This window comes from Streptomyces sp. NPDC002566, from assembly GCF_042889585.1.
Classification (GTDB): domain Bacteria; phylum Actinomycetota; class Actinomycetes; order Streptomycetales; family Streptomycetaceae; genus Streptomyces.
The window spans coordinates 130,410-152,869 of the sequence record NZ_JBIARD010000005.1 but is presented as its reverse complement, the minus strand read 5'-3'; the positions used below and the strand labels follow the sequence as shown (position 1 = coordinate 152,869).

Here is a 22,460-nt window from a genome sequence, read left to right as displayed (position 1 = left end):
CACGGCGCGCTACGCACGCTACCTGTTCACCGCCGCTCGGCCTACACCGACGGGACGTTTCCCACCCTACGACGCCCGCGGGCCCGCTCCGCCACCCCGCCCCCGCACGCCCATACGCGCGGTATCCGCACTACGTCCGCCCATCTCGGGGCACTATGACGGGGTGGCAACCGCGAGGACGCCCCATGACGCCGCCGGGACGGGCGGGGCCGAGGGGCACAAGGGGTTCAAGGAGGAGAGTCGGGTGAGCGGTTCGGGCCGGGTCGGAGGGTCCGTCCGCGCGGTGGGCCGTGCCCTGCACCTGCCGTTCACCGGCACCGCGCGCGGCATCCGCAAGGCCACCCACGCGCACGGCGCCGGCGAGTCCGGCCTCGGCAAGCTGATCGAACTGCACGGGGTGAACGGCGCCGGCGACGTCATGATCACCATCGCGCTCGCGTCGACCGTCTTCTTCTCGGTGCCGACCGACGAGGCCCGCGGCCGCGTGGCGCTCTACCTCGCCATCACCATGGCGCCTTTCACGGTGCTCGCGCCGGTGATCGGCCCCCTCCTGGACAAGGTGCCGCACGGCCGCCGGGCCGCCATGGCCGGTGCGATGGGCGCGCGGGCGCTGCTCGCGCTGGTGCTGTCGGGCGCCGTCGTCACCGGCAGCATCGAGATGTACCCGGCCGCACTCGGCGTGCTCGTCGCGTCGAAGGCGTACGGCGTGGTCAGAAGCGCCGTCGTGCCGCGTCTGCTGCCGCCGCGCTTCTCCCTGGTGAAGGCCAACTCGCGCGTCACGCTGGGCGGGCTCCTCGCCACCGGGATCGCCGCGCCGGTCGGGGCCGGGTTGCAGGCGCTCGGCCCGCGCTATCCGCTCTACGGCGCGTTCGTCATCTTCGTGGTGGGGACGTTCCTGTCGTTCTCCCTGCCGCCGAAGGTGGACTCGGCGAAGGGCGAGGACACCGCCCTGCTCGCGGCGGACGAGCAGCATCTGCACGGCCCGCACCGGCAGCCGGTGAAGCGGCCGGGCCTGCGGACCGTCGGCATCGCCGTCACGCACGCCCTGGGCGCGAACACCGCGCTGCGCTGGCTGTCGGGGTTCCTGACGTTCTTCCTGGCGTTCCTGCTGCGCGAGCACCCGCTGACCGGGCAGAGCGCGGCGGTCTCGCTCGGCATGGTGGCCGTCGCGGCGGGCGCGGGCAACGCGCTCGGGACGGCGGTCGGGGCGTGGCTGCGGTCCCGGGCGCCGGAGCTGATCATCGTGACGGTGGTGGCGGTCGTCCTCGGCGCGGCGATCACGACGGCGGTGTTCTTCGGGGCGCTCCTGGTGGCGTGTCTGGCGGCGGTGGCCGGCTTCTCGCAGGCGCTGGCGAAGCTGTCCCTGGACGCGCTGATCCAGCGGGACGTGCCGGAGCTGGTGCGCACGTCGGCGTTCGCGCGTTCGGAGACGCTGCTGCAGATGTCGTGGGTGTTCGGCGGCGCGGTCGGCATCGCGATGCCGCTGAACGGCACGCTGGGCCTGTCGGTGGCGGCCGCGGTGGTCGCCCTCGGCTGGGTCACCACGGTCCGCGGCCTGCTCGTCTCCTCGCGCCACGGCGCCGGCCCACGCGCGCGCGTGGCGTGAACGACCCTGACACGCCGCACCCCGCGCCACCCTGACACGCGGGCACGCCGTACCCCAGAGACCCTGACACGCCGCACCCCGCACGACCCTGACACGCGGGCTGCCGTACCCCAGAGACCCTGACACGCCGCACCCCACGCGACCCTGACACGCGGGCACGCCGTACCCCACGTAGAGAGACCTCGGGGCCTGCCAGATAGCCTTCCGCCATGACCACGATGCCCCGCGGCGGAGCCGCTGATGTTCACGGCGTTGTGCGACGCCGCCGCGCCGTCGCCGCCGCCGGCGCCGTTTGTGCCGGACTGCTCGTCCTGTCGGCCTGCGACAAGCCGACCCCGCTGTCCACGATCACCGTCGGCCAGTCCTCGGTCAGCGAGGAGGCCACCTGCGGCGGTGAGGGCAAGACGCTGACCACCGAGGCGCTCACGGCGTGCCTGAAGGACACGGACATCAAGTCGATCAAGGTCGACCCGGACGAGACGGTGCGCTTCGGCGTCGACCCGGACGTCGCCAAGAAGCGCTGGACGATCCTGATGAACGGTCAGCCGCTCGTCGAGGACAGCGACAAGACGTACCGCACGATCCCCGGCAGCGTCTTCTTCAACGCCCAGTACGGCGCGCAGGGCGACTCCACGCTCGTCTCCATCAAGGCGGGGGACGGCAAGAAGGAGAGCCAGGCGGTCACCGGGCTGTGGTCGTTCAAGCTGAAGAAGGACGACTGATCGCTTCCGTCGGGCGGCGCGTGCTGGTGGCCACCGCGGTCCCCGTGGAGCGGGACGCGGTGGCACAGGCGTTCGACGGGCCGGGGCGCGAGGTGCGGCTGCCCGGGGCGAGCCTGCTGAGGACGACGTCGGGGCCGCTGACGGTGGATCTGCTGGCCGCCGGCGTGGGCCCCGCCCTCGCCGGCGCCTCCACCGCGGGCGCCCTGACCGCCGCCGCCCTCGGCGACGCCCCCTACGGCCTCGTCGTCTCCGCCGGGATCGCCGGCGGCTTCACGCCCTCCGCGGGAGCCCCGGCCGGGCAGCACGAGAGCGGCGCGCCCGTCGGCTCCCTCGTCGTCGCCGACGAGATCACCGCCGCCGACCTCGGCGCGGAGACCGCCGACGGCTTCCTGCCGGTCACCGACCTGGGCTTCGGCGCCGTCACCCACCGGCCGCCCGCCGCCCTCGCACGGCAGGCCGCGGCCGCCGTCGGAGCGCGCACCGGCACGGTCCTCACGGTGTCCACCGTGACCGGCAGCGCCGCCCGCGCCGCCGCCCTGCGCTCCCGCCATCCCCGCGCCCTCGCCGAGGCCATGGAGGGCTTCGGCGTCGCCGAGGCCGCCGCCGCGCACGGCACGCCGGTGCTGGAGATCCGCGCGGTCTCCAACCCGGTCGGCCCCCGCGACCGGGCCGCCTGGCGCATCGGCGACGCCCTGACCGCCCTGACCGGGGCCTTCGGGAAGCTCACACCCGTCCTCAGGAGTTGGAACGCGTATGACCACGACCGGTGACCCGCTGCGGATCGCGTACTCGCCCTGCCCGAACGACACCTTCGTCTTCGACGCCCTCGCCCACGGCCGGGTGCCCGGCGCGCCCGCGCTCGACGTGACGTTCGCGGACATCGACGTCACCAACGGCATGGCCGAGCGCGGCGAGCACGACGTGCTGAAGGTGTCGTACGCCGTCCTGCCGTACGTCCTCGACGCCTACGCGCTGCTGCCGTGCGGGGGCGCGCTGGGCCGGGGCTGCGGGCCGCTGGTGCTCACCCGGGAGCCGGGGCTCGGCCTGGCCGGCCGCACGGTCGCCGTGCCGAGCGAGAAGTCGACGGCCTACCTGCTGTTCCGGCTGTGGGCGGCGGACCAGGTGCCCGGCGGGGTCGGCGAGATCGTCGTCATGCCGTTCCACGAGATCATGCCGGCCGTGCGGGACGGCAAGGTGGACGCGGGACTGGTCATCCACGAGGCCCGCTTCACCTACCGGAACTACGGGCTGCACAAGCTCGCCGACATGGGCGAGCACTGGGAGGACACGACGGGCCTGCCGATCCCGCTCGGCGCGATCATCGCCAAGCGCGCGCTGGGAACGGCCGCGCTGACCCGGCTCGCCGACTCGATCCGCACATCCGTGCGAGCCGCGTGGGACGCGCCGGAGGTCTCCCGCCCGTACGTCATGGCGCACGCCCAGGAGATGGACCCGGCCGTCGCCGACCAGCACATCGGCCTGTACGTCAACGAGTTCACGGCCGACCTGGGCGACGACGGCTACGCGGCGGTGCGCGGGCTGCTGACGCGCGCGGCGGCCGAGGGACTGGTGCCGCCCCTCGGCCCGGACGCGCTCGCTTTCCCCTGAGCCGCCGCGGTTCAGACGTCCAGCTGGTCGGCGACCGCGCGGAGCAGGCCGGCGATCTTCTTGCCGGAGGTCTTCTCGGGGTAGCGGCCCTTCTCCAGCATCGGCGTGATGTTCTCCAGGAGGGTCGTCAGATCCTGGACGATCGAGGCCAGTTCGTCCGGCTTCTTGCGGGTCGCGGCGGCGACCGAGGGGGTCGGGTCCAGGACGACGACGGAGAGGGCCTGGTCACCGCGCTGCCCGGCGACGACGCCGAACTCCACGCGCTGCCCCGGCTTCAGTGCCTCGACTCCGGCGGGGAGGACCGAGGAATGGACGAAGACGTCGCCGCCGTCGTCGCGGGAGAGGAAGCCGAAGCCCTTCTCGCTGTTGAACCACTTGACCTTGCCAGTCGGCAAAGCACACGCTCCCTCGATCGGTCCCGGGCGCTCCTGGACGCCGGTTGAACTGCCGTCATGACACCCTACCGGGGGTCTCTCCAGGCGGGCACGCCTTAAAACGAGCCGAAGCACAGTGCGCCCGGGGGGCGCGAAAGCGCCGGGACGATCACGTTCCGCCGAAGCGGTGACCCTCGTGCCGGACGGTCCCGGGCGGGGCGGGACTACCCTGGAGCGGTGCGTGACGAGACCCAGACGACTTCAGACTCTCCCGGCGCTTCCGGCACATCGGGCGCTTCCGGCACTCCCGGTCTTTCCGGCGCTTCCGGTGCTCGTGGTGAAGCCCCCGCGCCCGGCGACCGGCTGATCCGGGCCGGGGCGCTCGTGTTCTTCGCCGGCGCCGTGGCCACCCTGGTCACCGTGGCTCCGCTGTTCCTCGGGACGAAGCCCTTCCCGACGTTCATGTTCGGGCTGAGCATGCTCATGGGCGTCGGCTTCCTGCTGGCCGGCGCGGGCGTGCTGCGGTCGGTCGCGGCGGGGCGGCGTCAGGCGCGCGCGGGGCGGTAGGCGGCCAGCCAGGCGGGGAACTCCGTGAGGTCCCCGAGGACGACGTCCGCGCCGGCGTCCGTCAGCTTCCGCGCGTCGCACGGGCCGGTGGCCACGGCGACGGAGAGGGCCTCGGCGGCCCGCGCCCCGCGCACGTCCCCGACATGGTCGCCGACGTACACGTCCGCGCCGTGCTCGCGCAGGGCCGCCGCCTTCTCCTCGGCCCACAGGTCTCCGACGAGCGCGTCGGGCTCGATGCCCAGGTGGGCGAGGTGCAGCTCGGCGTTGGGCTCGTACTTGGCGGTGACGACGACCGCCTTCCCTCCGGCGGCGCGCACCGCCGCGATCGCCTCCCGCGCGCCGGGCAGCGCGAGGGTGGGGGCGATGGCCACGGTCGGGTAGATCTCGCGGTACAGGTCCCCGACGGCGTCGACCTCGTCGGCCGGGAACCAGTTGACCAGCTCGTCGGCGAGCGGCGGGCCGAGACGGGTGACGACGAGGTCGGCGTCTATGGGGCGGCCGGTGCGCTCGGAGAGGGCGGTGTAGCAGGCGTGGATGCCGGGGCGTGAGTCGATGAGGGTCATGTCGAGGTCGAAGCCGACCGTGAGCGTGGGGGTGGTGGCCATGGAGGCCATTGTGCTGGCCGGCGGGGCCTGCGCCCCCGCCGCCCCTGCCCGCACGTGCCTTACTTCCGGCGCTGCGACCGCCACACCAGGAACAGGGCCGACGCCACCGCCGCCCCCCGCACGACCCACGGGAAGGTCTCGTGGATCGCGTCGTTCAGGTGGCCCTCGGCGACGGGCTCGCCCCAGCGGCCCTCGGTACGGCCCCACAGCCACACCACGCCGGACGCCACCGCCAGCCCCGGCAGGACCATGACGGCCCACTTCGTCTCCCGCTCGGTCAGCCGGCGTGAGGCGTAGGCGATCAGCCAGCCCACGATCAGGGCGAGCCAGCTCCCGGCCACCGCGCCGGCGACGAGGCAGCCCGCGGCGAGCAGCAGGAGCGGGTTGCTCCAGCGGCCGCCCCGCAGCAGGGGGGCCAGCCGGCGCCGACGTCCCGCCGGGGCGGCTTCCGCCTCCTCTTCCCCCTCGGGCTCCTCGGGGACCTGCTCCTTCTCCGTCCGCTTCGGGGGCGGCGGCTTGAGCATGTCGGGGATCTCTACGCCGCCGACGAAGCCGGGGACCTCGTCGCCCAGGTCGAAGGGACTCGGCTCGCGCCGCCGCCACCAGTCCGGGGACTCGACGCCGTCGCCGAGTTCGTGCGCGCCGGCGCGGTGCGGCGGGGACGGCACGTCGGGAGGGGCGAGCGCGGCGTCCGGCTTCTGCCGGGGGCGCGGCACGATCCGGCGGAACCGCCCGGTCCGCTCGCCCCCGCTCTCGTCCTCGCGGTCGCGCTGCGCGGGCACGGAGGGAGCGGCGGGCTCCTCGGGCGCGTGGGGGGAGCCGCCGGCCGCGGCGGCCACCAGGTCGTCCGGGCTGCCGAGCCGGTCGAGGATACGGCGGACGGCGGCGGGAGAGTCCACGGGCGACCTGGCGCGCCGTTTGTCGATCTCGTTCCGCAGGTCCGACACGAGCCGCATCCGCGTGGCCGACGACAACTGCCGCTGCTGGGCCACGTCACCGACGCGGCTCAGGAACTCGTACACGACCTGGTCGCTCTCGATCCCCACGAAGTCCCTCCGGGGGGTTGGCCGTTGTCGTCCCCTTTGGTCACGGTACCGTGCCGGCGCGGTGCCGCCCCTCAGACCCCCCGCATCGGCCTGAACAGCCGTGTCCTCGACCGCCGGACGGGCTGAGTGATGCTCTCCAGGGTCACCGTCGCACCCACCCGCTAACGTGGGTCAGATGAGCCCTGAGGACGCCCCGGCCCCCCGCTCCCTCGCGGAGGCCCTCCGCGGCAGGGACGACGCCTCCCTGGCCGCCCTCCTGCGCCACCGCCCCGACCTCATCACCCCGGTCCCCACCGACCTCACCCAGCTCGCCACCCGCGCCGGCACCCGCGCCTCCGTCGTGCGCGCGCTGGAGCGGCTGGACCGGTTCGCCCTGCAGACCGCGGAGGCGCTCGCGGTGGCCGGGGACCCGGCGTCGTACGACGAACTGCTGGGGCTGATGGCGGGGGACAAGCCGGACCGGGCCGTCGCCGAGGCGCTGCCCGGCGCGGTCGCCGCCCTGCGGGAGCAGGCCCTGGTGTGGGGCGCCGACGACCGGCTCCGGCTGGTCCGGACCGCGCGGGAGCTGCTCGCGCCGTCGCCGCAGCACCCGTCCCCCACGGGGCTCGGCCCGTCCGTGCGGGAGGCCACGGCGGGGATGTCGCCGGGCCGGATCCAGGAGATCGTGGCGGCGGCCGGACTGCCGTCGACGCACGACTCCGTGTCGGCGGTGGCCGCGCTGAGCTCCCTCTTCTCCGACCGGCGCAGGATGAAGGCGCTGCTGGCCAAGGCCCCGGCCGACTCCCTCGACGTGCTCGACCGGCTGGTGTGGGGACCGCCGTACGGGCAGGTGACCGCGGACCCCGCGCCCAGGCTGCGCTGGCTGCTGGACCGGGCTCTGCTGCTGCCGACCTCGCCCGGCACGGTCGTGCTGCCGCGCGAGGTCGCCCTGCACCTGCGGGAGGGCCGGGCCCACCGCGCGGTGGAGCCGGTGCCGCCCGCCGTGGAACCGGCCGTGGTCCACCGCCCGCAGGTTGTGGACGCGACGGCGGCCGGGCAGGCGTACACGGCGCTGACGACGGTCGAGGAGCTGCTGAAGGACTGGGACGAGGGCGGGCCGGCCGTGCTGCGGGCGGGCGGGCTGAGCGTGCGCGACCTCAAGCGCACGGCCGTCGCCCTGGACGTCCCCGAGCCCGTCGCCGCGTTCTGGGTGGAACTGGCGTACGCGGCAGGGCTGATCGCCTCCGACGGCGAGGCCGACGAGCGGTACGCGGCGACCCCGGAGTACGACGAGTGGCGGGAGCGTCCGGCGGCCGAGCGGTGGGCGCGGCTCGCCCAGGTGTGGCTGTCGGCGACCCGGACGGCCGGGGTCGTGGGCGGGCGGGACCTGAAGGACCGTGCGTTGTCGGCGCTGGGCCCGGGGCTCGACCGTTCGGCCGCGCCGGAGGTACGGCGCCGGGTGCTGACGCTGCTGGCCCGGCTGCCCGAGGGCGGCGCGCCGGACGCGGAGACGGTGCTGGCCCGGCTGCGCTGGGAGCGGCCGTTGCGTACCCAGGGCGTCTCGCAGCCGGCCCAGGGGCAGGCGCATCAGGCGCGGGGCGAGGACGACGACCTGCGCTCACGGCTCGCCCGCTGGACGCTGAGCGAGGCGGAGTTGCTGGGCGTGACCGGCCGGGGCGCGCTGTCGGCGCACGGGCGGGCGCTGCTCGGCGCGGACGCGGAACCGGACGCCGGGGCGGGCGGCACTGCTGTGGGTGCCGCAGCGACCCGGAACCCCACAACCGCCGTACTGGACAAGGCCGTTACCGCTGCCGCTGCCGACACGGGGGCCGCGGCCGCCGACGCCGCCCGGCTGCTCGCCCCGCTGCTGCCCGAGCCGCTGGACCACGTGCTGCTCCAGGCCGATCTGACGGCCGTGGCACCGGGCCCCCTGCACCGCCCGCTCGCCGACACCCTCGGCGTGCTCGCCGACGTGGAGTCGAAGGGCGGCGCGACCGTCTACCGCTTCACGCCCGCCTCCGTGCGGCGCGCCCTGGACTCCGGGCAGACCGCGTCCGACCTGCACGCCTTCCTCACCGCGCACTCCCGCACGCCGGTCCCGCAGCCGCTCGCGTACCTGATCGACGACGTGGCACGCCGGCACGGCCATCTGCGCGTGGGCGCGGCCTCCGCCTACGTCCGCTGCGACGACGACGCCCTGCTGAACGAGATCCTCGCCGACAAGCGTGCCGCGGCCCTGCGGTTGCGCCGGCTCGCGCCGACCGTGATCGCCGCCCAGGCCGACCCGGCGACCCTGCTGGAGGGGCTGCGCGCGATGGGGTACGCGCCGGCCGCCGAGTCCGCGGAGGGGGACGTGGTGATCACCCGGGCCCTCGCCCACCGCACCCCGCCCCGCACGGCTCCCGTGCCGGTCCCGGACGGTCCGCCGGTGCCCGACGCCACCCTTCTCGCCGCCGCGATCCGCGCGATCCGGGCCGGCGACCTGGCTTCCACGGCCCCGCGCAAGGCTCCCGACGCCGCCCCTCTGGCCCCCGGCGAACTGCCCCGCACCGGTCCGGCCGAGACCCTCGCCACCGTGCAGGCCGCCGTCCTCACCGGCGAGGCCCTGTGGATCGGCTACGTCAACGCGGAGGGCGCCGCCAGCCAGCGCGTCATCGCCCCGGTGCGGGTGGAGGGCGGCTTCGTGACGGCGTACGACCACACGGCGGACGAGGTCCGCACCTACCCGCTGCACCGGATCACGGGGGTCGCGGAGCTGGCCGACGACTGACCGGGCCGGGACGCCCTCAAGCGGCCGTCGGTCTCAGCAGTCCCCGACGCCCGCGTCGGCCGGCAGGTCGAAGTGGGCCCGGGCCTCGGCCGCCAGGGCGTCGGAGGACATCGGGTCCTGGACGGCGGACGCGGCGAAGACGCCGAAGCGGGCCCGTACCCACTGCGCGGCGCCCGCACCCTCGGGCGGCTCCTCCCGGGAGACGATCCGGTAGCCGCCGGCGGCCGACCCGTCCCGCTCCAGCCGCACCACCTGCGGGACCTGCGCGCCGGCGCACTCCACGAGGGCGTCCTCGCGCACCCCGTACTCCACGCACAGCGTGTCGACGTCGGCCCGCACGGCGTCGCCGTGCTCCTCCAGACCGAGCGCCTCCGCCCGGCAGAACCAGCGCGCCTTGGACGCCGGCTCGCCCTCGTCGGCCCCGCGCGCCTCCAGCCCGTCCTCCAGGACCGGCCGCACCCGGCCCCACAGCGCGTCGTCGACCTCGGCCGGCCGCATCGCCCACACGCCGCTGGCCACCAGCACCACCACGGCTCCCGCGCCGGTCGCCCAGCCACGGGCCGACAGCACCGTCATACCGAGACCTCCCTCACCACGGCCACGCCCCGCGCGGCCGCAACCCCTGGTCGTCCCCTGGTCAGACGTCCGAGGGGGGCACAGGGTTGTCCGGCCGTTCCGGGGAAGCGGCCCGCCACTCGGACGCGCGGTGCGGCACACTGGAGGTTTGGCCGTGCGGAAGGGATGCGTACGTGAACGGACCGCTGATCGTCCAGTCGGACAAGACTCTGCTGCTCGAGGTCGACCACGAGCAGGCCGACGAGTGCCGTCGCGCCATCGCTCCGTTCGCGGAGCTGGAGCGGGCGCCCGAGCACATCCACACCTACCGGGTCACCCCGCTCGGCCTGTGGAACGCGCGCGCGGCCGGGCACGACGCCGAGCAGGTGGTGGACGCGCTCGTGCAGTACAGCCGCTACCCGGTGCCGCACGCGCTGCTCGTGGACGTCGCGGAGACGATGGACCGCTACGGCCGGCTGACGCTCAGCAAGCACCCGGCGCACGGTCTGGTGCTGACCACCACCGACCGGCCGGTGCTGGAGGAGATCCTGCGCTCGAAGCGGATCACGCCGCTCGTCGGCGCCCGCCTCGACCCGGACACCGTCGTCGTGCACCCCTCCGAGCGCGGCCAGATCAAGCAGACGCTGCTGAAGCTGGGCTGGCCGGCCGAGGACCTCGCCGGGTACGTGGACGGCGAGGCGCATCCGATCGGGCTCGCCGAGGACGGCTGGGCGTTGCGGCCGTACCAGAAGCAGGCCGTGGAGAACTTCTGGCACGGCGGGAGCGGCGTGGTGGTCCTGCCCTGCGGCGCGGGCAAGACATTGGTCGGCGCGGGGGCGATGGCGCAGGCGCAGTCGACCACGCTGATCCTCGTCACGAACACGGTCTCGGCCCGGCAGTGGAAGCACGAGCTGGTGAAGCGGACCTCGCTGACCGAGGACGAGATCGGCGAGTACAGCGGCACGAAGAAGGAGATCCGGCCCGTCACCATCGCCACCTACCAGGTGCTGACGACGAGACGCAAGGGCGTCTACCCGCACCTGGAGCTGTTCGACTCCCGGGACTGGGGCCTGATCGTCTACGACGAGGTGCATCTGCTGCCGGCCCCCGTCTTCAAGTTCACCGCCGACCTCCAGGCGCGGCGGCGGCTGGGCCTGACCGCGACGCTGGTGCGGGAGGACGGCCGTGAGTCGGACGTGTTCTCCCTCATCGGGCCGAAGCGGTTCGACGCGCCGTGGAAGGAGATCGAGGCGCAGGGCTACATCGCGCCGGCGGACTGCGTCGAGGTCCGGGTGAACCTGACCGACTCCGAGCGGCTCGCGTACGCGACCGCCGAGACGGAGGAGAAGTACCGCTTCTGCGCGACGACGGCGACGAAACGGAAGGTGACCGAGGCGCTGGTGCGGCGTTTCGCCGGGCAGCAGATCCTCGTCATCGGGCAGTACATCGACCAGCTGGACGAGCTGGGCGAGCATCTGGACGCGCCCGTGATCAAGGGCGAGACCTCCAACGCGCAGCGCGAGAAGCTCTTCGACGCGTTCCGGGAGGGCGAGATCAGCGTGCTGGTGGTGTCGAAGGTCGCGAACTTCTCGATCGACCTGCCGGAGGCGACGGTCGCCATCCAGGTGTCGGGGACCTTCGGGTCACGGCAGGAGGAGGCTCAGCGGCTCGGCCGGGTCCTGCGCCCGAAGGCGGACGGCCACCAGGCCCACTTCTACTCGGTCGTGGCCCGCGACACCATCGACCAGGACTTCGCCGCCCACCGTCAGCGGTTCCTGGCGGAACAGGGCTACGCGTACCGAATCGTGGACGCGGACGAGCTGCTGGCGGACAGCTGACGCCGGGGGCTTCCCACGGGTTCGGCTGACGGGCGTCTCACCTGAGGCGCGGCTTCCCACGGGCTCGGCTGACGGGCGTCTCACTTGCGGCGCGGCTTCCCACGGGCTCGGCTGACGGGCGTCTCACCTGCGGCGCGGCTTCCCACGGGCTCGGCTGACGGGCGTCTCACCTGCGGCGCGGCTTCCCACGGGCTCGGCTGACGGGCGTCTCACTTGCGGCGGACGCCCGCCTCCTCGCCGTACTCACCGAGGATGATCACGTCGAAGGCGGCGCCGGCGAAGACCTTCACCGCGCGCAGGGCGTCGCCGAGGAGGTGACGGTGGGCGCCCGCGACGGGAGTGGCGCCGGCCGGGAGGCGGGCTGGATGAACGGTCGCTGCACTCATGTCTCCATCATGCGAGCCGCTTCCCCGGTGATGCATCGGCTGCGGCCCCGGGCCGCGCCGAGGCGGACACGGGCGACGGGATCACGGATGGCGCCCGTCTCCCCGCCCCCCCGGGAGAGGGCCGTCAACGGGGCGTCCGCGTCGGCCGTGCGCGGGGGCAGGGGCCGTCAACGGGGGCGTAAATCCATTGGCGCCACCCGGCGCCCCTCACCTACACTCTCCGCTCTTGCCCGCCTCCCTCACGGAGTGCCGTCGTCCGGCCGGAAACCGGACGGCATCCCGCAGCGCCGGCCATCCGGCGCGGTTCCCGCAGCGCCCTTCCCGCAGGTCCCTCCGGAGGCACCCCCTTGTCCACGCCCGCCGTACCCGCGCAGGACTCCCCCGACGCCGTCGACGACCCGCTGGGCCGTGAGCGCGCCCACCTCGGCGCCTCGCGTGCCGCGCTGCGGGCCATGCGCGAGGACGTCGAGGCCCTCGACATCAGCGACGTCACCGCGAACTGGGTCAACGCGCAGATCCTGGAGCGCCAGATCGGCGAGCGCATCAAGGCGCTGGCCGACCTCAGCGACATCCCGCTGTTCTTCGGCCGCCTCGACTACCTGCACGCTCCGGGGGCCGAGAAGGCGGAGGGGGCCGAAGGGGAGTCCTTCTACATCGGGCGGCGGCACGTCCACGACCACGACGGCGACCCCATGGTCATCGACTGGCGCGCGCCGGTCTCGCAGCCGTTCTACCGGGCCTCCAAGAACGATCCCATGGACGTCGGGCTGCGCCGCCGCTTCGGCTACACGGGCGGCGCCCTCACCGCGTACGAGGACGAGCACCTCTCCGACCCCGCCGAGGCGGCGGTCGTCAGCAAGCTGCTCCAGCAGGAGATCGAGCGCCCGCGCGTCGGCCCGATGCGCGACATCGTGGCGACGATCCAGCCCGAGCAGGACGAGATCGTACGGTCGGGGCTCTCGGGCAGCGTCTGTGTGCAGGGCGGTCCGGGGACCGGGAAGACCGCCGTCGGTCTGCACCGCGTCGCCTACCTCCTCTACGCCCACCGCGAGCGGCTGGCCCGCACCGGCACGCTGGTGATCGGGCCGAACCGGTCCTTCCTCCACTACATCGAGCAAGTGCTGCCCGCACTGGGTGAGTTGACGGTCCGGCAGGCCACGGTCGAGGACCTGGTCGCGCATGTGGAGGTGCGCGGCGAGGACGAGGCGGCGGCGGCCGTCGTCAAGGGCGACGCCCGTATGGCGCAGGTGCTCCGCCGGGCCCTGTACTCGCACATCACGATGCCGGCCGAGCCCGTCGTCGTGGTGCGCGGCTCCCGCCGCTGGCGGATCCCGGCGTACGAACTGGAGACGATCGTGCGGGAGTTGCTGGAGCGGGACATCCGCTACGGCGCCGCCCGCGAAGCCCTGCCGCAGCGCGTCGCGCACGCGGTGCTGGTCCAGATGGAGCGGGCCGGGGAAGCGCCTGACGACCGGGTGCAGGACGCGGTGGCCCGCAACAGCGCGGTCAAGGCGGCGGTGAAGGCGGTGTGGCCGCCGGTCGACCCGGCGAAGCTGGTCCTTCGGCTGCTGACCGACGCGGAGTTCCTCGCCGCCCACGCCGAGGGCGTCCTCACCGAGGAGGAGCAGAAGACGATCCTGTGGGCGAAGCCGGTCCGCTCGGTGAAGTCGGCGAAGTGGTCGGCGGCGGACGCGGTGCTGGTCGACGAGGCGTGCGACCTCGTCGAGCGCACTCACTCGCTGGGCCACGTGGTGCTGGACGAGGCGCAGGACCTCTCCCCCATGCAGTACCGGGCCGTCGGCCGCCGCTGCTCCACCGGCAGTGCGACCGTGCTGGGCGACCTCGCGCAGGGCACCACGCCCTGGGCGACGAGAAGTTGGCCGGAAGCCCTCGCCCATCTCGGCAAACCCGAGGCGGTGATCGAGGAGTTGACGGCCGGCTTCCGCGTCCCGACGGACGTCATCGGCTACGCCTCCCGGCTCCTCCCGCACATCGCGCCGGGCCTGACCCCGGTCGCCTCGGTCCGTGAGAACCCGGGCTTCTTCGCCGTCCGCCGGACCTCGGGGGACGATGAAGTGGTCGCCGCGTGCGAGGAGTTGCTGCGCCACGAGGGCTCGACGGGGCTGATCGCGGCGGACGCCCGCATCCCGGCCCTGGCCGAGGCGCTCGGCGCGGCGGGCATCGGCCACCTCGCCCCCGGCGAGGAGACCACCCACGAGACCCGCCTGACGCTGGTCCCCGCGTCCCTCGCCAAGGGCCTGGAGTACGACTACGTGGTCCTGGACGAGCCCCAGGCGGTGGTGGACGGCGAACCCGACGAACGAACGGGCCTGCGCCGCCTGTACGTGTCCCTGACCCGAGCCGTCTCCGGCCTGATCATCACCCACAGGACCCCACTGCCGGCCCAGCTCGGCTAGGTCCTGACCGGCGTCCCGGCCGCATCCAGCGCCTCACGCCACCGCGCCACCGCCGGCGTCGACACCGGCTCGGTCCAGCCTGCGGGCCGGGCCGCTCCTCCGATGTGGAAGGCGTCGACGCCGGCGGCGCGCAGGGTGGGCACGTGGTCGAGGCGCAGGCCTCCGCCGACGAGGAGGCGCTGCTCGTAGCCCGGCTCGCCGCCGCGGGAGGCCTCCGCGAGGAGGGTGGGCAGGCCCTCGTCGACGCCTGCCGGGCTGCCCGCCGTGAGGTAGGCGTCCAGGCCGGGCAGGCCGTCCAGCTGCTTGCGCAGGGCGTCGCGGTCGGCGGCGTGGTCGATGGCGCGGTGGAAGGTCCACCGGCAGCCGGCCAGCTCCGCGACCACGCTCTCCACCGCCGGCAGGTCCACCGCCCCCTCCTCGTCGAGGAAGCCGAGCACGAACTCCCGCGCGCCGGCCGCCGTCAGCTCCCCGGCGGCCCGGACCAGCCGGGCGAGGCCCTCGGGGCCTCCGGCGGCGAAGCCGTCGGTCAGGCGCAGCATCACGCGCAGGTCGAGGTCGACGGCGGCGCGGATCGCCGCGAAGGTCCGCACGGGCGGGGTGAGCCCGTCGGCGGCCATGTCGGCGACCAGTTCGAGGCGGTCCGCGCCTCCGGCCTGGGCGGCGACCGCGTCCTCGGCGTCGAGTGCGATCACCTCCAGGACTGCACGCTTGCTCATGGGTCCCCATTCGTCGGCGTTCACGGGTGGCTGCAGGTGCGGGTCGGATCGGATACAGGTCCGGGTCGGCTATAGGCCCGGGTCGGCTATAGGTCTAGTCCAATTCAAGGGTACGCCGCCCGCCCGGGACGCGGGCATCGGCAGCGCCGTCATCGGCCACGTCGCGCGGCGCGTAAGAATGACGTCCATGACCCCATCGGCCGACGACCGCGAAGCCCCGGCCGCCGGAGGCGGCCTCGACGCCCTGCGCGCCCGCTTCGCCCACGCCCTCGAAAGCGCCCGCGGCCCCGCCCCCGGCCCGGACCCCCTGCCCTACGCCGACGCCCTCCTCGCCCGCTGGCGGGAGCCGCAGCGCCGCTACCACACGCTCACGCATCTCACCGCCGTCCTCGACCACGTCGACGCCCTCGCGGAGCACGCCGGCGACCCGGACGTCGTCCGCCTCGCCGCCTGGTTCCACGACGCCGTCTACCTGCCCGACCGCTCGGAGAACGAGGAACGCTCGGCCCGTCTCGCCGAGCGCGCGCTCCCCGAGGCCGGTCTGCCGGACGCGAAGACCGCCGAGGTGGCCCGCCTGGTCCGGCTCACCGTCACCCACGCCCCGGCCGAAGACGACCCCGACGGCCAGGTGCTCTGCGACGCCGACCTCGCGATCCTGGCCGCGCCGCCGTCCGCGTACGCCGCGTACACGGCCGCGGTCCGCGAGGAGTACCACTTCGTCCCGAACGACGCCTTCCGCGAGGGCCGCGCGGCGATCCTGCGCCAACTCCTCGACCTGCCCCGCCTGTTCCACACTCCGCACGGCGTGGAGCACTGGGAGCCGACGGCGCGCCACAACCTCCGCGCGGAACTCGAACTGCTGACGCGGTGACCTACCTCGGAGTAGCGTCGGGCGCGTCCCCCTACCGGAAGGATCGCGCTCGATGAGCGAACAGCCGCTGCTGCCGGGAGCGCCCGCCGAGACGGTCGTGGCGTCCCCTCACGGCGGCACGCTGCGCATCCCCACGCCGCGCCTCACCCTCGAAGGCGTGGCACCGGACGCCGCCGCCGGTCTCCGGGCGGGCGGCGACGGCGGGTTCGCCTGGCTCGGGGGCGCGCCCTTCGAGGGCACCCGGGACGTCTCCGGGATGCTGACGCAGGCGCACGCCGCCGGGGTGTACCGGCCCGAGTTCGGGATGTTCACGCTCGTGCGGCGCGACGACGGCCTCGCCATCGGCAGTGTCGCCTTCCACGGACCCCCCGACGACGAGGGCCGCGTCGAGATCGGCTACGACCTCGTCGAGGCCGCCCGCGGGCACGGCTACGCCACCGAGGCGGTCGACGTCCTCACCGCCTGGACGCTGGCCAGGGACGACGTGGGCTGCGTGTGCGCGACGGTCGAGGAGACGAACACCGCTTCCCAGAACGTGCTGCACCGGGCCGGGTTCACCCGCACACGGCTGAACGGCGACGAGCTGCTGCTGTACATCCGCAGCCGGGGGTGAGACGTGCGGGCGGGCGCTGCATTCGCACCCCGCCCCGTCAGGCCGGCCGGCCCTTGGGTCTGCGCAGGCCGGCCGCCGTCAGCAGACGGACCACCTCGCGGCTGCTGACCTCGACCGCGCCGGCCGCGACCGCGTCCGCGTAACGGTGCGACGGGAGGTCGTAGTGGTCCCGTTCGAAGGCGCGCCGCGGGACGCCCAACCCCTCGGCGAAAGCGTGCAGTTCGTCGAAGGAGAGGTCGCTGACGAGATGGGACCACAGCCGGCCGTGACCGGGCCAGCTCGGCGGATCGATGTAGACCGTCACCGGGACCTCACGAGGCCGGCGGCCCGCCGACCGCCCCGCCCAGCGCGCCCACCGCCGCGACCCGCACCCCCGCCTTGTGGCACACCCAGTGCGGGTCGGGACCGAGTTCGGGCTCCACCTCGAGGGCGTGCGGGTCGCCCGAGCCGCACACCGGGCACAACGGCCAGCGCCCGTACCGCTCCAGCAGCGCGTCCTGCACGTCCTGCGCGACCAGCCCGGCGACGAACGCCACGCCCTCCGGCCACTGCTCGACCCACCAGCGCCGCTGCACCACGGAGTCCTCGACCATCGAGACGACGTCCGCCGCGGCGACGTCGCCCGCGGCCAGATCGGCGAGCACCAGGGCGCGGGCCGCGTGCAGCGCCTGTTCCAGGGGGGCGACGGGGTTGCCGGAGGAGGGGTCCATGCCCCCATTGTGCGCAACTCCCTCCCCCGACCTCGAACCGGAAGTGCTTTTCGACCCGGGACGCGGACCACGTGCTCACCTGCCCGGCCCACCCGCGACAGCCCGGCGCCCGCCCTGGCCGCGTCGTGCGAGGCGTCGGCCCGCCGGCACCGGTAAACCGTAGGGGTGTTCGCCCCCGGCCGGCCGGGCCCGCCCCATCGGTCGCGCCCCGCGGCGGACCGAACGCCCTGACCGCCGCACGACCTGACCGCCGCACGCCCTACCGCCGCGCGCCCCAGCCGGCCGCATCGACCCCGCACCGGAAAGAGCCCTCCCCATGACCACCTCCTCCTCTCCTCCTCCCGGCCCTCGTGCCCGTCACGACGAACTGCGCTCGCAGCTCGACTCCCTCACCACCGAGGCCTTCCGGCCCGAGCTGGCCGAGATCGACCGGCTCCCCACCCTCGACATCGCCCGCCTGATGAACGGCGAGGACGCCACCGTGCCCGCCGCCGTCTCCGAGCGGCTGCCCGAGATCGCCGCCGCGGTCGACGCCGTCGCCGAGCGGATGGCGCGCGGCGGACGGCTCATCCACGCCGGCGCCGGCACCGCCGGTCGGCTCGGCGTGCTCGACGCCTCCGAGTGCCCGCCCACCTTCGCCACCGCCCCCGGCCAGGTCGTCGGACTGATCGCCGGCGGCCCGGAGGCGATGATCCGCTCCGTCGAGGGCGCCGAGGACTCCCGCGAGCTGGCCGAGGCGGACCTCGCCGCCCTCGCGCTCACCCCCGAGGACACCGTGGTCGGCATCTCCGCCTCCGGACGCACCCCCTACGCCCTCGCCGCCGTCGAGTACGCCCGCTCCCGGGGCGCCCTGACCATCGGGCTGGCCTGCAACCCGGGCAGCGCGCTGGCCGCCGCCGCCGAGCACGGCATCGAAGTCGTCGTCGGGCCGGAACTCCTCACCGGCTCCACCCGGCTGAAGGCGGGCACCGCCCAGAAGCTGGTGCTGAACATGCTCTCGACGATCACGATGATCCGGCTCGGCAAGACCTACGGGAACCTCATGGTCGACGTGCGCGCCTCCAACGAGAAGCTGCGCGCCCGCTCCCGGCGGATCGTCGCCCTCGCCACGGGAGCCGCCGACGAGGAGATCGAGGCCGCCCTCACGGCCACCGGCGGCGAGGTGAAGCACGCGATCCTGGCCCTGCTCGCCGGGGTCGACGGACCGTCGGCCGCCCGCCTTCTGGAGGAGTCCGACGGCAGTCTGCGCGCCGCGCTCGCCGCCGCGGGGCGTTGAGCCGCACCCTCGGGGAGTGCGCATCGACCCCACTGTCACCGCCGCCGCCGTCCTGCCCCTCGTGGGCGGCCCGGCCAACGTCGTCTCCGTCGCCCACTGCATGACCCGGCTGCGGCTGGGCCTGGCCGACCCGTCCCGGGTGGACGAGGAGGCGCTGCGGTCCCTGCCCGGCGTCCTCGGGCTCGTCGTGGACGACGGCTCGTACCAGGTGGTGCTGGGCCCGGGCGCGGTGACGCAGGTGACCTCCGCCCTCGAAGCACTGCTCGCCGCACCCACCGGCGGCGCACCCCCCGATGCGGCGCGCGGCGAACTCGCCGGTGAACTCGCCGCGCGCGGGGACCTGTTGAGGGAGGAGCGGCGGCGGCGCAACGCCACGCCCCTCAAGTCGGCCCTGCGCCGCCTCGCGAACGTCTTCGTCCCCCTCATCCCCGCCCTCATCGGCTGCGGCATCGTCGCGGGAGTCAACGGGCTGCTGGTGAACGCCGGCCTGCTGCCGTGGCTGACGCCCGCGCTGGCCGCCGTCGCCTCCGGCTTCATGGCGCTGATCGCGGTCTTCGTCGGCCTCAACACCGCCAGGGAGTTCGGCGGCACGCCGGTCCTCGGCGGCGCGGTCGCCGCGATCGTGGTGTATCCGGGCGTCGCGAAGCTCACCGTGTTCGGGGTGACGCTCTCCCCCGGCCAGGGCGGCGTCCTCGGCGCGCTGGCCGCCGCCCTGCTGGCGACCCGCGTCGAGAAGTGGTGCCGGGGCCGGGTCCCCGACGCCCTGGACGTGCTCCTCACCCCCACCCTCACCGTCCTCGTCGCGGGCCTCGCCACCCTCTACGGCCTGATGTGGGCGGCCGGCGCGGTGTCCACCGCCATCGGCACGGCCGCGAACTGGCTGCTGACGACGACGGGCCCCGTCGCCGGCCTCGTCCTCGGCGGACTGTTCCTGCCGCTGGTGATGCTGGGCCTGCACCAGGCCCTCATCCCCATCCACGCCACCCTCATCGAGCAGCAGGGCTACACCGTGCTGCTGCCCATCCTGGCGATGGCCGGCGCGGGCCAGGTCGGCGCCTGCCTCGCCGTATACGTCCGTCTGCGTCATGACACCTCCCTGCGTACGACGATCCGCTCGGCGCTCCCGGCGGGTCTGCTGGGCGTCGGCGAACCCCTGATCTACGGCGTCTCCCTTCCTCTGGGCCGCCCCTTCCTCACCGCCTGCGCGGGCGGAGCGGCCGGCGGCGCGTTCGTCGGCTTCTTCGCGATGCTCGGCGACCGCGTCGGCGCGACGGCGATCGGTCCGTCCGGCTGGGCCCTGTTCCCCCTGCTGGCCGGGAACCACGGCTGGGGCTCCCTGCTCGCCGTCTACACGGGCGGCCTGGTGACGGGCTACGCCGTCGGCTTCACCGCGACCTACCTCTTCGGCGTCCCCGACCGCCCGCGCCCACCGGCCTGACCCCGCTCCGCCCCGGACATGTGCGACCGTGGTTTCGAGAACGCCCGCCCCGCGCCGCCCGCGCGACGCAACCTCGGCCAGCAGCAGAAACCGGAGCCGCCCGCCATGAACCACGCCCAGCTCACCCACCTGGGCCGTGCCCTCCGCCTCCTCGGTGAGCACGGCGAGGCCCTCACCGCGGACACCCCGGACGCCAAGCTCCACGAGGTCAAGGCGGACCTGCGGCGCGCCCTGGAGCTGCTGGACGAAAGCGTCACCGCCGCCGCGCCCGCCACCCGCTGCGCCGAGCACCCCGGCGGCCCGGTCGACAAGGCGGCCCCCGACCTCTGCCTCCTCTGCGAGACCCGCCGCCGCGCTGCCCGCCGCGCCGAGTTCAACGGCCCCGCCCCGCACTCATCGAGCCCGGCCGCTCCCACCCCCTCCCGCTACGGCACCCGCGCCGACCGCCCCCAGCCCCAGCAGCGCTGGCTCCCGGAGCTGTGGAACGGACAGGAGTGGCAGCTGTGCGGCACCCCCCGCCGGGACCGCCGCGAGGCCGAGCTCTACCTCGCCGCCCTGCGCCGCGGCTCCCGCCCCGCGATGGCCTACCGGCTGGTGCATGAGTTCACCGACTACGAGGTGCTGCGCATCTGGGGCACCCCGGTCCGCACCGACATCGAACCTCTCGGCAACCTGTAGTCCTTTCTCCGCCCGTCCCTCCGTCCTGTTTCTCCGTCCCGTCCCTTTGCCCCGTCCCTCCGTCCAGTTCCTCCGTCCCGGTCACCGCCCCGCCAGCGGCAGCGCCGGGAAGTCGTAGCCCTCCCACAGCCGCCGCGCCGTCTCCTCCGGATACGCCCGCACCTCCGGCCGCACGTCCAGCACCTGCGTCAGCCGCCGCTGCCCGTCGTACGCCGGCCAGCCCGGATCGCCGGTCCGGGCGAAGGACGTCCACGCGGCCTGGAAGCGAGCCGTCAGCTCCTTGGCCTCCGCCGGCACCTCCACCCCCGCGAACACCAGCGCCCCCAGGTCCGCCTCGTAGGTGCCGAACAGCAGCGGCACGTCCAGGGCGTGGCAGGCGCCGAGCCCGCCGCCCATGCCCGGCGCCGGCCAGGTCAGCTCGTAGAGATGGGCCCGGCCGCCGCCCGCGATCTGCGCCTCGGCCAGCCGCAGGGACGGTATGTGGAACAGCCAGTCCGACTGCACCCGCTCGTACAACTCCCCGGCTCCCGCCTCCGGGTAGGCCGCGCGGTAGGCGGCCTCCCCGCCGTCCGGGGCGAACGTCCGCAGCGCGGCGGCCGCCTGTTCCTCCGTCACCTTGCCCAGGCGGCCCGCCATGGCGACGAACAGGCGGTACTCCTGCGCGTTGTGCCCGACGACCAGTTCCACGTCCCGCCCGGCGCCCGCCGCCAGCGCCTGCCAGGGCGTGGCGGGCAGGACCTCGCCGTCGACGATCGGCGCGAAAGGCGTGGCCGTGGGCGCGACCTGCCCCCAGCGGTCCACCCGCTGCCCCATCTTCGCGCCCAGTGCGGCCCCGGCCTCCGTCAGCCGACGCGGGTCCACCGAGGACAGGTCGCCGGCCGTGGGGCGCAGCCCGGCCTCGGCGGCGATGGCCGCCGCCAGGTCGCGGGCCAGTTCGTCGGAGAAGAACGTGCCGGGCACGCTCTGGGCGATCGCGCGCCCGAACAGCCCGCGCGCGCCCGGTGCGGCGAGCAGCGCGGCCACCGAACCGGCGCCCGCCGACTCGCCGAACACGGTCACCCGGCCGGGGTCCCCGCCGAACCCCGCGATGTTGTCCCGCACCCACTCCAGCGCCGCGATCTGGTCCAGCAGCCCCCGGTTGGCGGGAGCGCCGTCCAGCCGCGCGAACCCCTCTATACCGACGCGGTAGTTGAGGGTGACCACCACGAGGTCGCCGGCGCGGGCTATGTGCTGGGCGTCGTATCCCGGGCTGCCGGAGTGCCCGAGCTTGTAGGCGCCGCCGTAGATCCACACCATCACCGGTCGGGCGGCCTCCGCCGTGTCCGTCCCGGGCCCGCCGGTTTCCGGCGTCCAGACGTTCACCGTCAGCCAGTCGTCGCCCGTGGGTGCCTCACGGGTTGCCGCGAGCCCCTGGAGCCCCGCCTCCTGCGGGGGCGGCGGCCCGAAGGCGTACGCGTCCCGCACGCCGTCCCACGGCTGCGGCGGGCGTGGGGCCTGGAACCGGGCCTCGCCGACCGGAGGCGCGGCGAACGGGATGCCGCGGAACACCGTCAGGTCGTCCTCACGGCGCCCGCGCACGGCTCCCGCGGCGGTGCGCACGACGAGCTGGGACTCGGCGATCGTCATCCAACACTCCTGTCATCGACTGACTTCGACTGGCGTCGACTGGCTTCGACTGACTTCCA

Annotated in this window: 22 protein-coding genes; 13 read left to right on the top strand and 9 right to left on the bottom strand. The window is 74.7% G+C overall.

The window, feature by feature from the left end; translation table 11 throughout:
• The first annotated feature begins 163 nt into the window (after positions 1-163).
• The 4 genes from ACFYXA_RS22295 (at position 164) to ACFYXA_RS22280 (ending at position 3,936) form a co-directional block, all read left to right on the top strand.
• Positions 164-1,606: an MFS transporter gene (locus ACFYXA_RS22295; RefSeq protein ID WP_352246562.1), complete on the top strand. Its 1,443-nt coding sequence runs from the start codon at positions 164-166 to the stop codon at positions 1,604-1,606.
• A 209-nt stretch (positions 1,607-1,815) separates the two neighbouring features.
• Entirely contained in the window at positions 1,816-2,328 is a 513-nt protein-coding gene (locus ACFYXA_RS22290; RefSeq protein WP_389035408.1) for a DUF2771 domain-containing protein, read from the top strand.
• 26 nt (positions 2,329-2,354) lie between these two features.
• Positions 2,355-3,098, top strand: a complete 744-nt coding sequence (locus ACFYXA_RS22285) for a futalosine hydrolase (RefSeq protein ID WP_389036163.1) — start codon at positions 2,355-2,357, stop codon at positions 3,096-3,098.
• Entirely contained in the window at positions 3,082-3,936 is an 855-nt protein-coding gene (locus tag ACFYXA_RS22280) for a 1,4-dihydroxy-6-naphthoate synthase (RefSeq protein ID WP_352246563.1), read from the top strand. The genes ACFYXA_RS22285 and ACFYXA_RS22280 overlap by 17 nt, the downstream gene beginning before the upstream one ends.
• Positions 3,937-3,947: 11 nt before the next feature.
• On the opposite strand, the gene ACFYXA_RS22275 is transcribed toward ACFYXA_RS22280, so the two are convergent.
• A complete protein-coding gene (locus tag ACFYXA_RS22275; RefSeq protein ID WP_130441994.1) occupies positions 3,948-4,331 on the bottom strand; it encodes a cold-shock protein in 384 nt (127 codons plus the stop codon).
• A gap of 342 nt (positions 4,332-4,673) precedes the next feature.
• Between ACFYXA_RS22275 and ACFYXA_RS22270 the strand changes: the two genes are divergently transcribed.
• A complete protein-coding gene (locus tag ACFYXA_RS22270; protein WP_352246685.1) occupies positions 4,674-4,877 on the top strand; it encodes a hypothetical protein in 204 nt (67 codons plus the stop codon).
• Here the strand turns inward: ACFYXA_RS22270 and ACFYXA_RS22265 are convergent.
• Positions 4,856-5,491, bottom strand: coding sequence for an HAD family hydrolase (locus tag ACFYXA_RS22265; RefSeq protein WP_389036159.1), 636 nt, complete (start codon positions 5,489-5,491; stop codon positions 4,856-4,858). The genes ACFYXA_RS22270 and ACFYXA_RS22265 overlap by 22 nt on opposite strands.
• Positions 5,492-5,541: 50 nt before the next feature.
• A complete protein-coding gene (locus ACFYXA_RS22260; protein ID WP_389035403.1) occupies positions 5,542-6,528 on the bottom strand; it encodes a hypothetical protein in 987 nt (328 codons plus the stop codon).
• Positions 6,529-6,703: 175 nt separating this feature from the next.
• Between ACFYXA_RS22260 and ACFYXA_RS22255 the strand changes: the two genes are divergently transcribed.
• The gene (locus ACFYXA_RS22255) at positions 6,704-9,277 is read left to right on the top strand and encodes a helicase-associated domain-containing protein (protein ID WP_389035400.1); all 2,574 of its coding nucleotides are present in this window, start codon (positions 6,704-6,706) and stop codon (positions 9,275-9,277) included.
• A gap of 33 nt (positions 9,278-9,310) precedes the next feature.
• On the opposite strand, the gene ACFYXA_RS22250 is transcribed toward ACFYXA_RS22255, so the two are convergent.
• Positions 9,311-9,853 (bottom strand): hypothetical protein, encoded by a 543-nt coding sequence (locus tag ACFYXA_RS22250; RefSeq protein WP_389035397.1) that lies wholly within the window; start codon positions 9,851-9,853, stop codon positions 9,311-9,313.
• Between the two features lie 173 nt (positions 9,854-10,026).
• On the opposite strand from ACFYXA_RS22250, the gene ACFYXA_RS22245 reads away from it, so the two are divergent.
• Positions 10,027-11,670 carry a DNA repair helicase XPB gene (locus ACFYXA_RS22245; protein ID WP_352246567.1) on the top strand — a complete coding sequence of 548 codons (1,644 nt, stop codon included), beginning with the start codon at positions 10,027-10,029 and terminating at the stop codon, positions 11,668-11,670.
• A 209-nt stretch (positions 11,671-11,879) separates the two neighbouring features.
• Here ACFYXA_RS22245 and ACFYXA_RS22240 read toward each other — a convergent pair whose 3' ends face one another.
• The gene (locus tag ACFYXA_RS22240; protein WP_351091678.1) at positions 11,880-12,056 is read right to left on the bottom strand and encodes a hypothetical protein; all 177 of its coding nucleotides are present in this window, start codon (positions 12,054-12,056) and stop codon (positions 11,880-11,882) included.
• A 347-nt stretch (positions 12,057-12,403) separates the two neighbouring features.
• On the opposite strand from ACFYXA_RS22240, the gene ACFYXA_RS22235 reads away from it, so the two are divergent.
• Positions 12,404-14,473 carry a HelD family protein gene (locus tag ACFYXA_RS22235; RefSeq protein WP_389035393.1) on the top strand — a complete coding sequence of 690 codons (2,070 nt, stop codon included), beginning with the start codon at positions 12,404-12,406 and terminating at the stop codon, positions 14,471-14,473.
• Here the strand turns inward: ACFYXA_RS22235 and ACFYXA_RS22230 are convergent.
• Positions 14,470-15,189, bottom strand: a complete 720-nt coding sequence (locus ACFYXA_RS22230) for a copper homeostasis protein CutC (protein ID WP_389035390.1) — start codon at positions 15,187-15,189, stop codon at positions 14,470-14,472. The genes ACFYXA_RS22235 and ACFYXA_RS22230 overlap by 4 nt on opposite strands.
• Before the next feature lie 187 nt (positions 15,190-15,376).
• Here ACFYXA_RS22230 and ACFYXA_RS22225 point away from each other — a divergent pair, with 187 nt between their 5' ends.
• Both ACFYXA_RS22225 and ACFYXA_RS22220 read left to right on the top strand, forming a co-directional pair.
• On the top strand, positions 15,377-16,060 hold the full coding sequence (locus tag ACFYXA_RS22225; RefSeq protein ID WP_389035387.1) for an HD domain-containing protein: 684 nt from the start codon (positions 15,377-15,379) through the stop codon (positions 16,058-16,060).
• Between the two features lie 52 nt (positions 16,061-16,112).
• Positions 16,113-16,673, top strand: a complete 561-nt coding sequence (locus tag ACFYXA_RS22220) for a GNAT family N-acetyltransferase (protein ID WP_389035384.1) — start codon at positions 16,113-16,115, stop codon at positions 16,671-16,673.
• Between the two features lie 37 nt (positions 16,674-16,710).
• Here ACFYXA_RS22220 and ACFYXA_RS22215 read toward each other — a convergent pair whose 3' ends face one another.
• Both ACFYXA_RS22215 and ACFYXA_RS22210 read right to left on the bottom strand, forming a co-directional pair.
• The gene (locus tag ACFYXA_RS22215) at positions 16,711-16,977 is read right to left on the bottom strand and encodes a DUF4031 domain-containing protein (protein WP_351091684.1); all 267 of its coding nucleotides are present in this window, start codon (positions 16,975-16,977) and stop codon (positions 16,711-16,713) included.
• Positions 16,978-16,984: 7 nt separating this feature from the next.
• Positions 16,985-17,383, bottom strand: a complete 399-nt coding sequence (locus tag ACFYXA_RS22210) for a hypothetical protein (protein WP_352246571.1) — start codon at positions 17,381-17,383, stop codon at positions 16,985-16,987.
• A gap of 316 nt (positions 17,384-17,699) precedes the next feature.
• Between ACFYXA_RS22210 and murQ the strand changes: the two genes are divergently transcribed.
• From murQ to ACFYXA_RS22195, 3 genes are all read left to right on the top strand, one after another.
• Positions 17,700-18,659 (top strand): N-acetylmuramic acid 6-phosphate etherase, encoded by a 960-nt coding sequence (murQ, locus tag ACFYXA_RS22205; RefSeq protein ID WP_389035379.1) that lies wholly within the window; start codon positions 17,700-17,702, stop codon positions 18,657-18,659.
• Between the two features lie 16 nt (positions 18,660-18,675).
• Positions 18,676-20,097, top strand: coding sequence for a PTS transporter subunit EIIC (locus ACFYXA_RS22200; RefSeq protein ID WP_389035376.1), 1,422 nt, complete (start codon positions 18,676-18,678; stop codon positions 20,095-20,097).
• Positions 20,098-20,202: 105 nt separating this feature from the next.
• Positions 20,203-20,775: a hypothetical protein gene (locus ACFYXA_RS22195; RefSeq protein WP_130442596.1), complete on the top strand. Its 573-nt coding sequence runs from the start codon at positions 20,203-20,205 to the stop codon at positions 20,773-20,775.
• A gap of 81 nt (positions 20,776-20,856) precedes the next feature.
• On the opposite strand, the gene ACFYXA_RS22190 is transcribed toward ACFYXA_RS22195, so the two are convergent.
• Positions 20,857-22,401, bottom strand: coding sequence for a carboxylesterase/lipase family protein (locus tag ACFYXA_RS22190; RefSeq protein WP_389035373.1), 1,545 nt, complete (start codon positions 22,399-22,401; stop codon positions 20,857-20,859).
• Between the last annotated feature and the right edge of the window lie 59 nt (positions 22,402-22,460).

What these genes read in the sequence shown, in the direction of transcription:
- ACFYXA_RS22225 (WP_389035387.1), top strand. Translation starts at nt 15,377, where the DNA reads ATGACCCCATCGGCCGACGACCGCGAAGCCCCGGCCGCCGGAGGCGGC.
- ACFYXA_RS22240 (WP_351091678.1), bottom strand. Translation starts at nt 12,056, where the DNA reads ATGAGTGCAGCGACCGTTCATCCAGCCCGCCTCCCGGCCGGCGCCACT.
- ACFYXA_RS22195 (WP_130442596.1), top strand. Translation starts at nt 20,203, where the DNA reads ATGAACCACGCCCAGCTCACCCACCTGGGCCGTGCCCTCCGCCTCCTC.
- ACFYXA_RS22210 (WP_352246571.1), bottom strand. Translation starts at nt 17,383, where the DNA reads ATGGACCCCTCCTCCGGCAACCCCGTCGCCCCCCTGGAACAGGCGCTG.
- ACFYXA_RS22265 (WP_389036159.1), bottom strand. Translation starts at nt 5,491, where the DNA reads ATGGCCTCCATGGCCACCACCCCCACGCTCACGGTCGGCTTCGACCTC.
- ACFYXA_RS22280 (WP_352246563.1), top strand. Translation starts at nt 3,082, where the DNA reads ATGACCACGACCGGTGACCCGCTGCGGATCGCGTACTCGCCCTGCCCG.
- ACFYXA_RS22230 (WP_389035390.1), bottom strand. Translation starts at nt 15,189, where the DNA reads ATGAGCAAGCGTGCAGTCCTGGAGGTGATCGCACTCGACGCCGAGGAC.
- ACFYXA_RS22255 (WP_389035400.1), top strand. Translation starts at nt 6,704, where the DNA reads ATGAGCCCTGAGGACGCCCCGGCCCCCCGCTCCCTCGCGGAGGCCCTC.
- ACFYXA_RS22290 (WP_389035408.1), top strand. Translation starts at nt 1,816, where the DNA reads ATGACCACGATGCCCCGCGGCGGAGCCGCTGATGTTCACGGCGTTGTG.
- ACFYXA_RS22250 (WP_389035397.1), bottom strand. Translation starts at nt 9,853, where the DNA reads ATGACGGTGCTGTCGGCCCGTGGCTGGGCGACCGGCGCGGGAGCCGTG.
- ACFYXA_RS22190 (WP_389035373.1), bottom strand. Translation starts at nt 22,401, where the DNA reads ATGACGATCGCCGAGTCCCAGCTCGTCGTGCGCACCGCCGCGGGAGCC.
- murQ (WP_389035379.1), top strand. Translation starts at nt 17,700, where the DNA reads ATGACCACCTCCTCCTCTCCTCCTCCCGGCCCTCGTGCCCGTCACGAC.
- ACFYXA_RS22220 (WP_389035384.1), top strand. Translation starts at nt 16,113, where the DNA reads ATGAGCGAACAGCCGCTGCTGCCGGGAGCGCCCGCCGAGACGGTCGTG.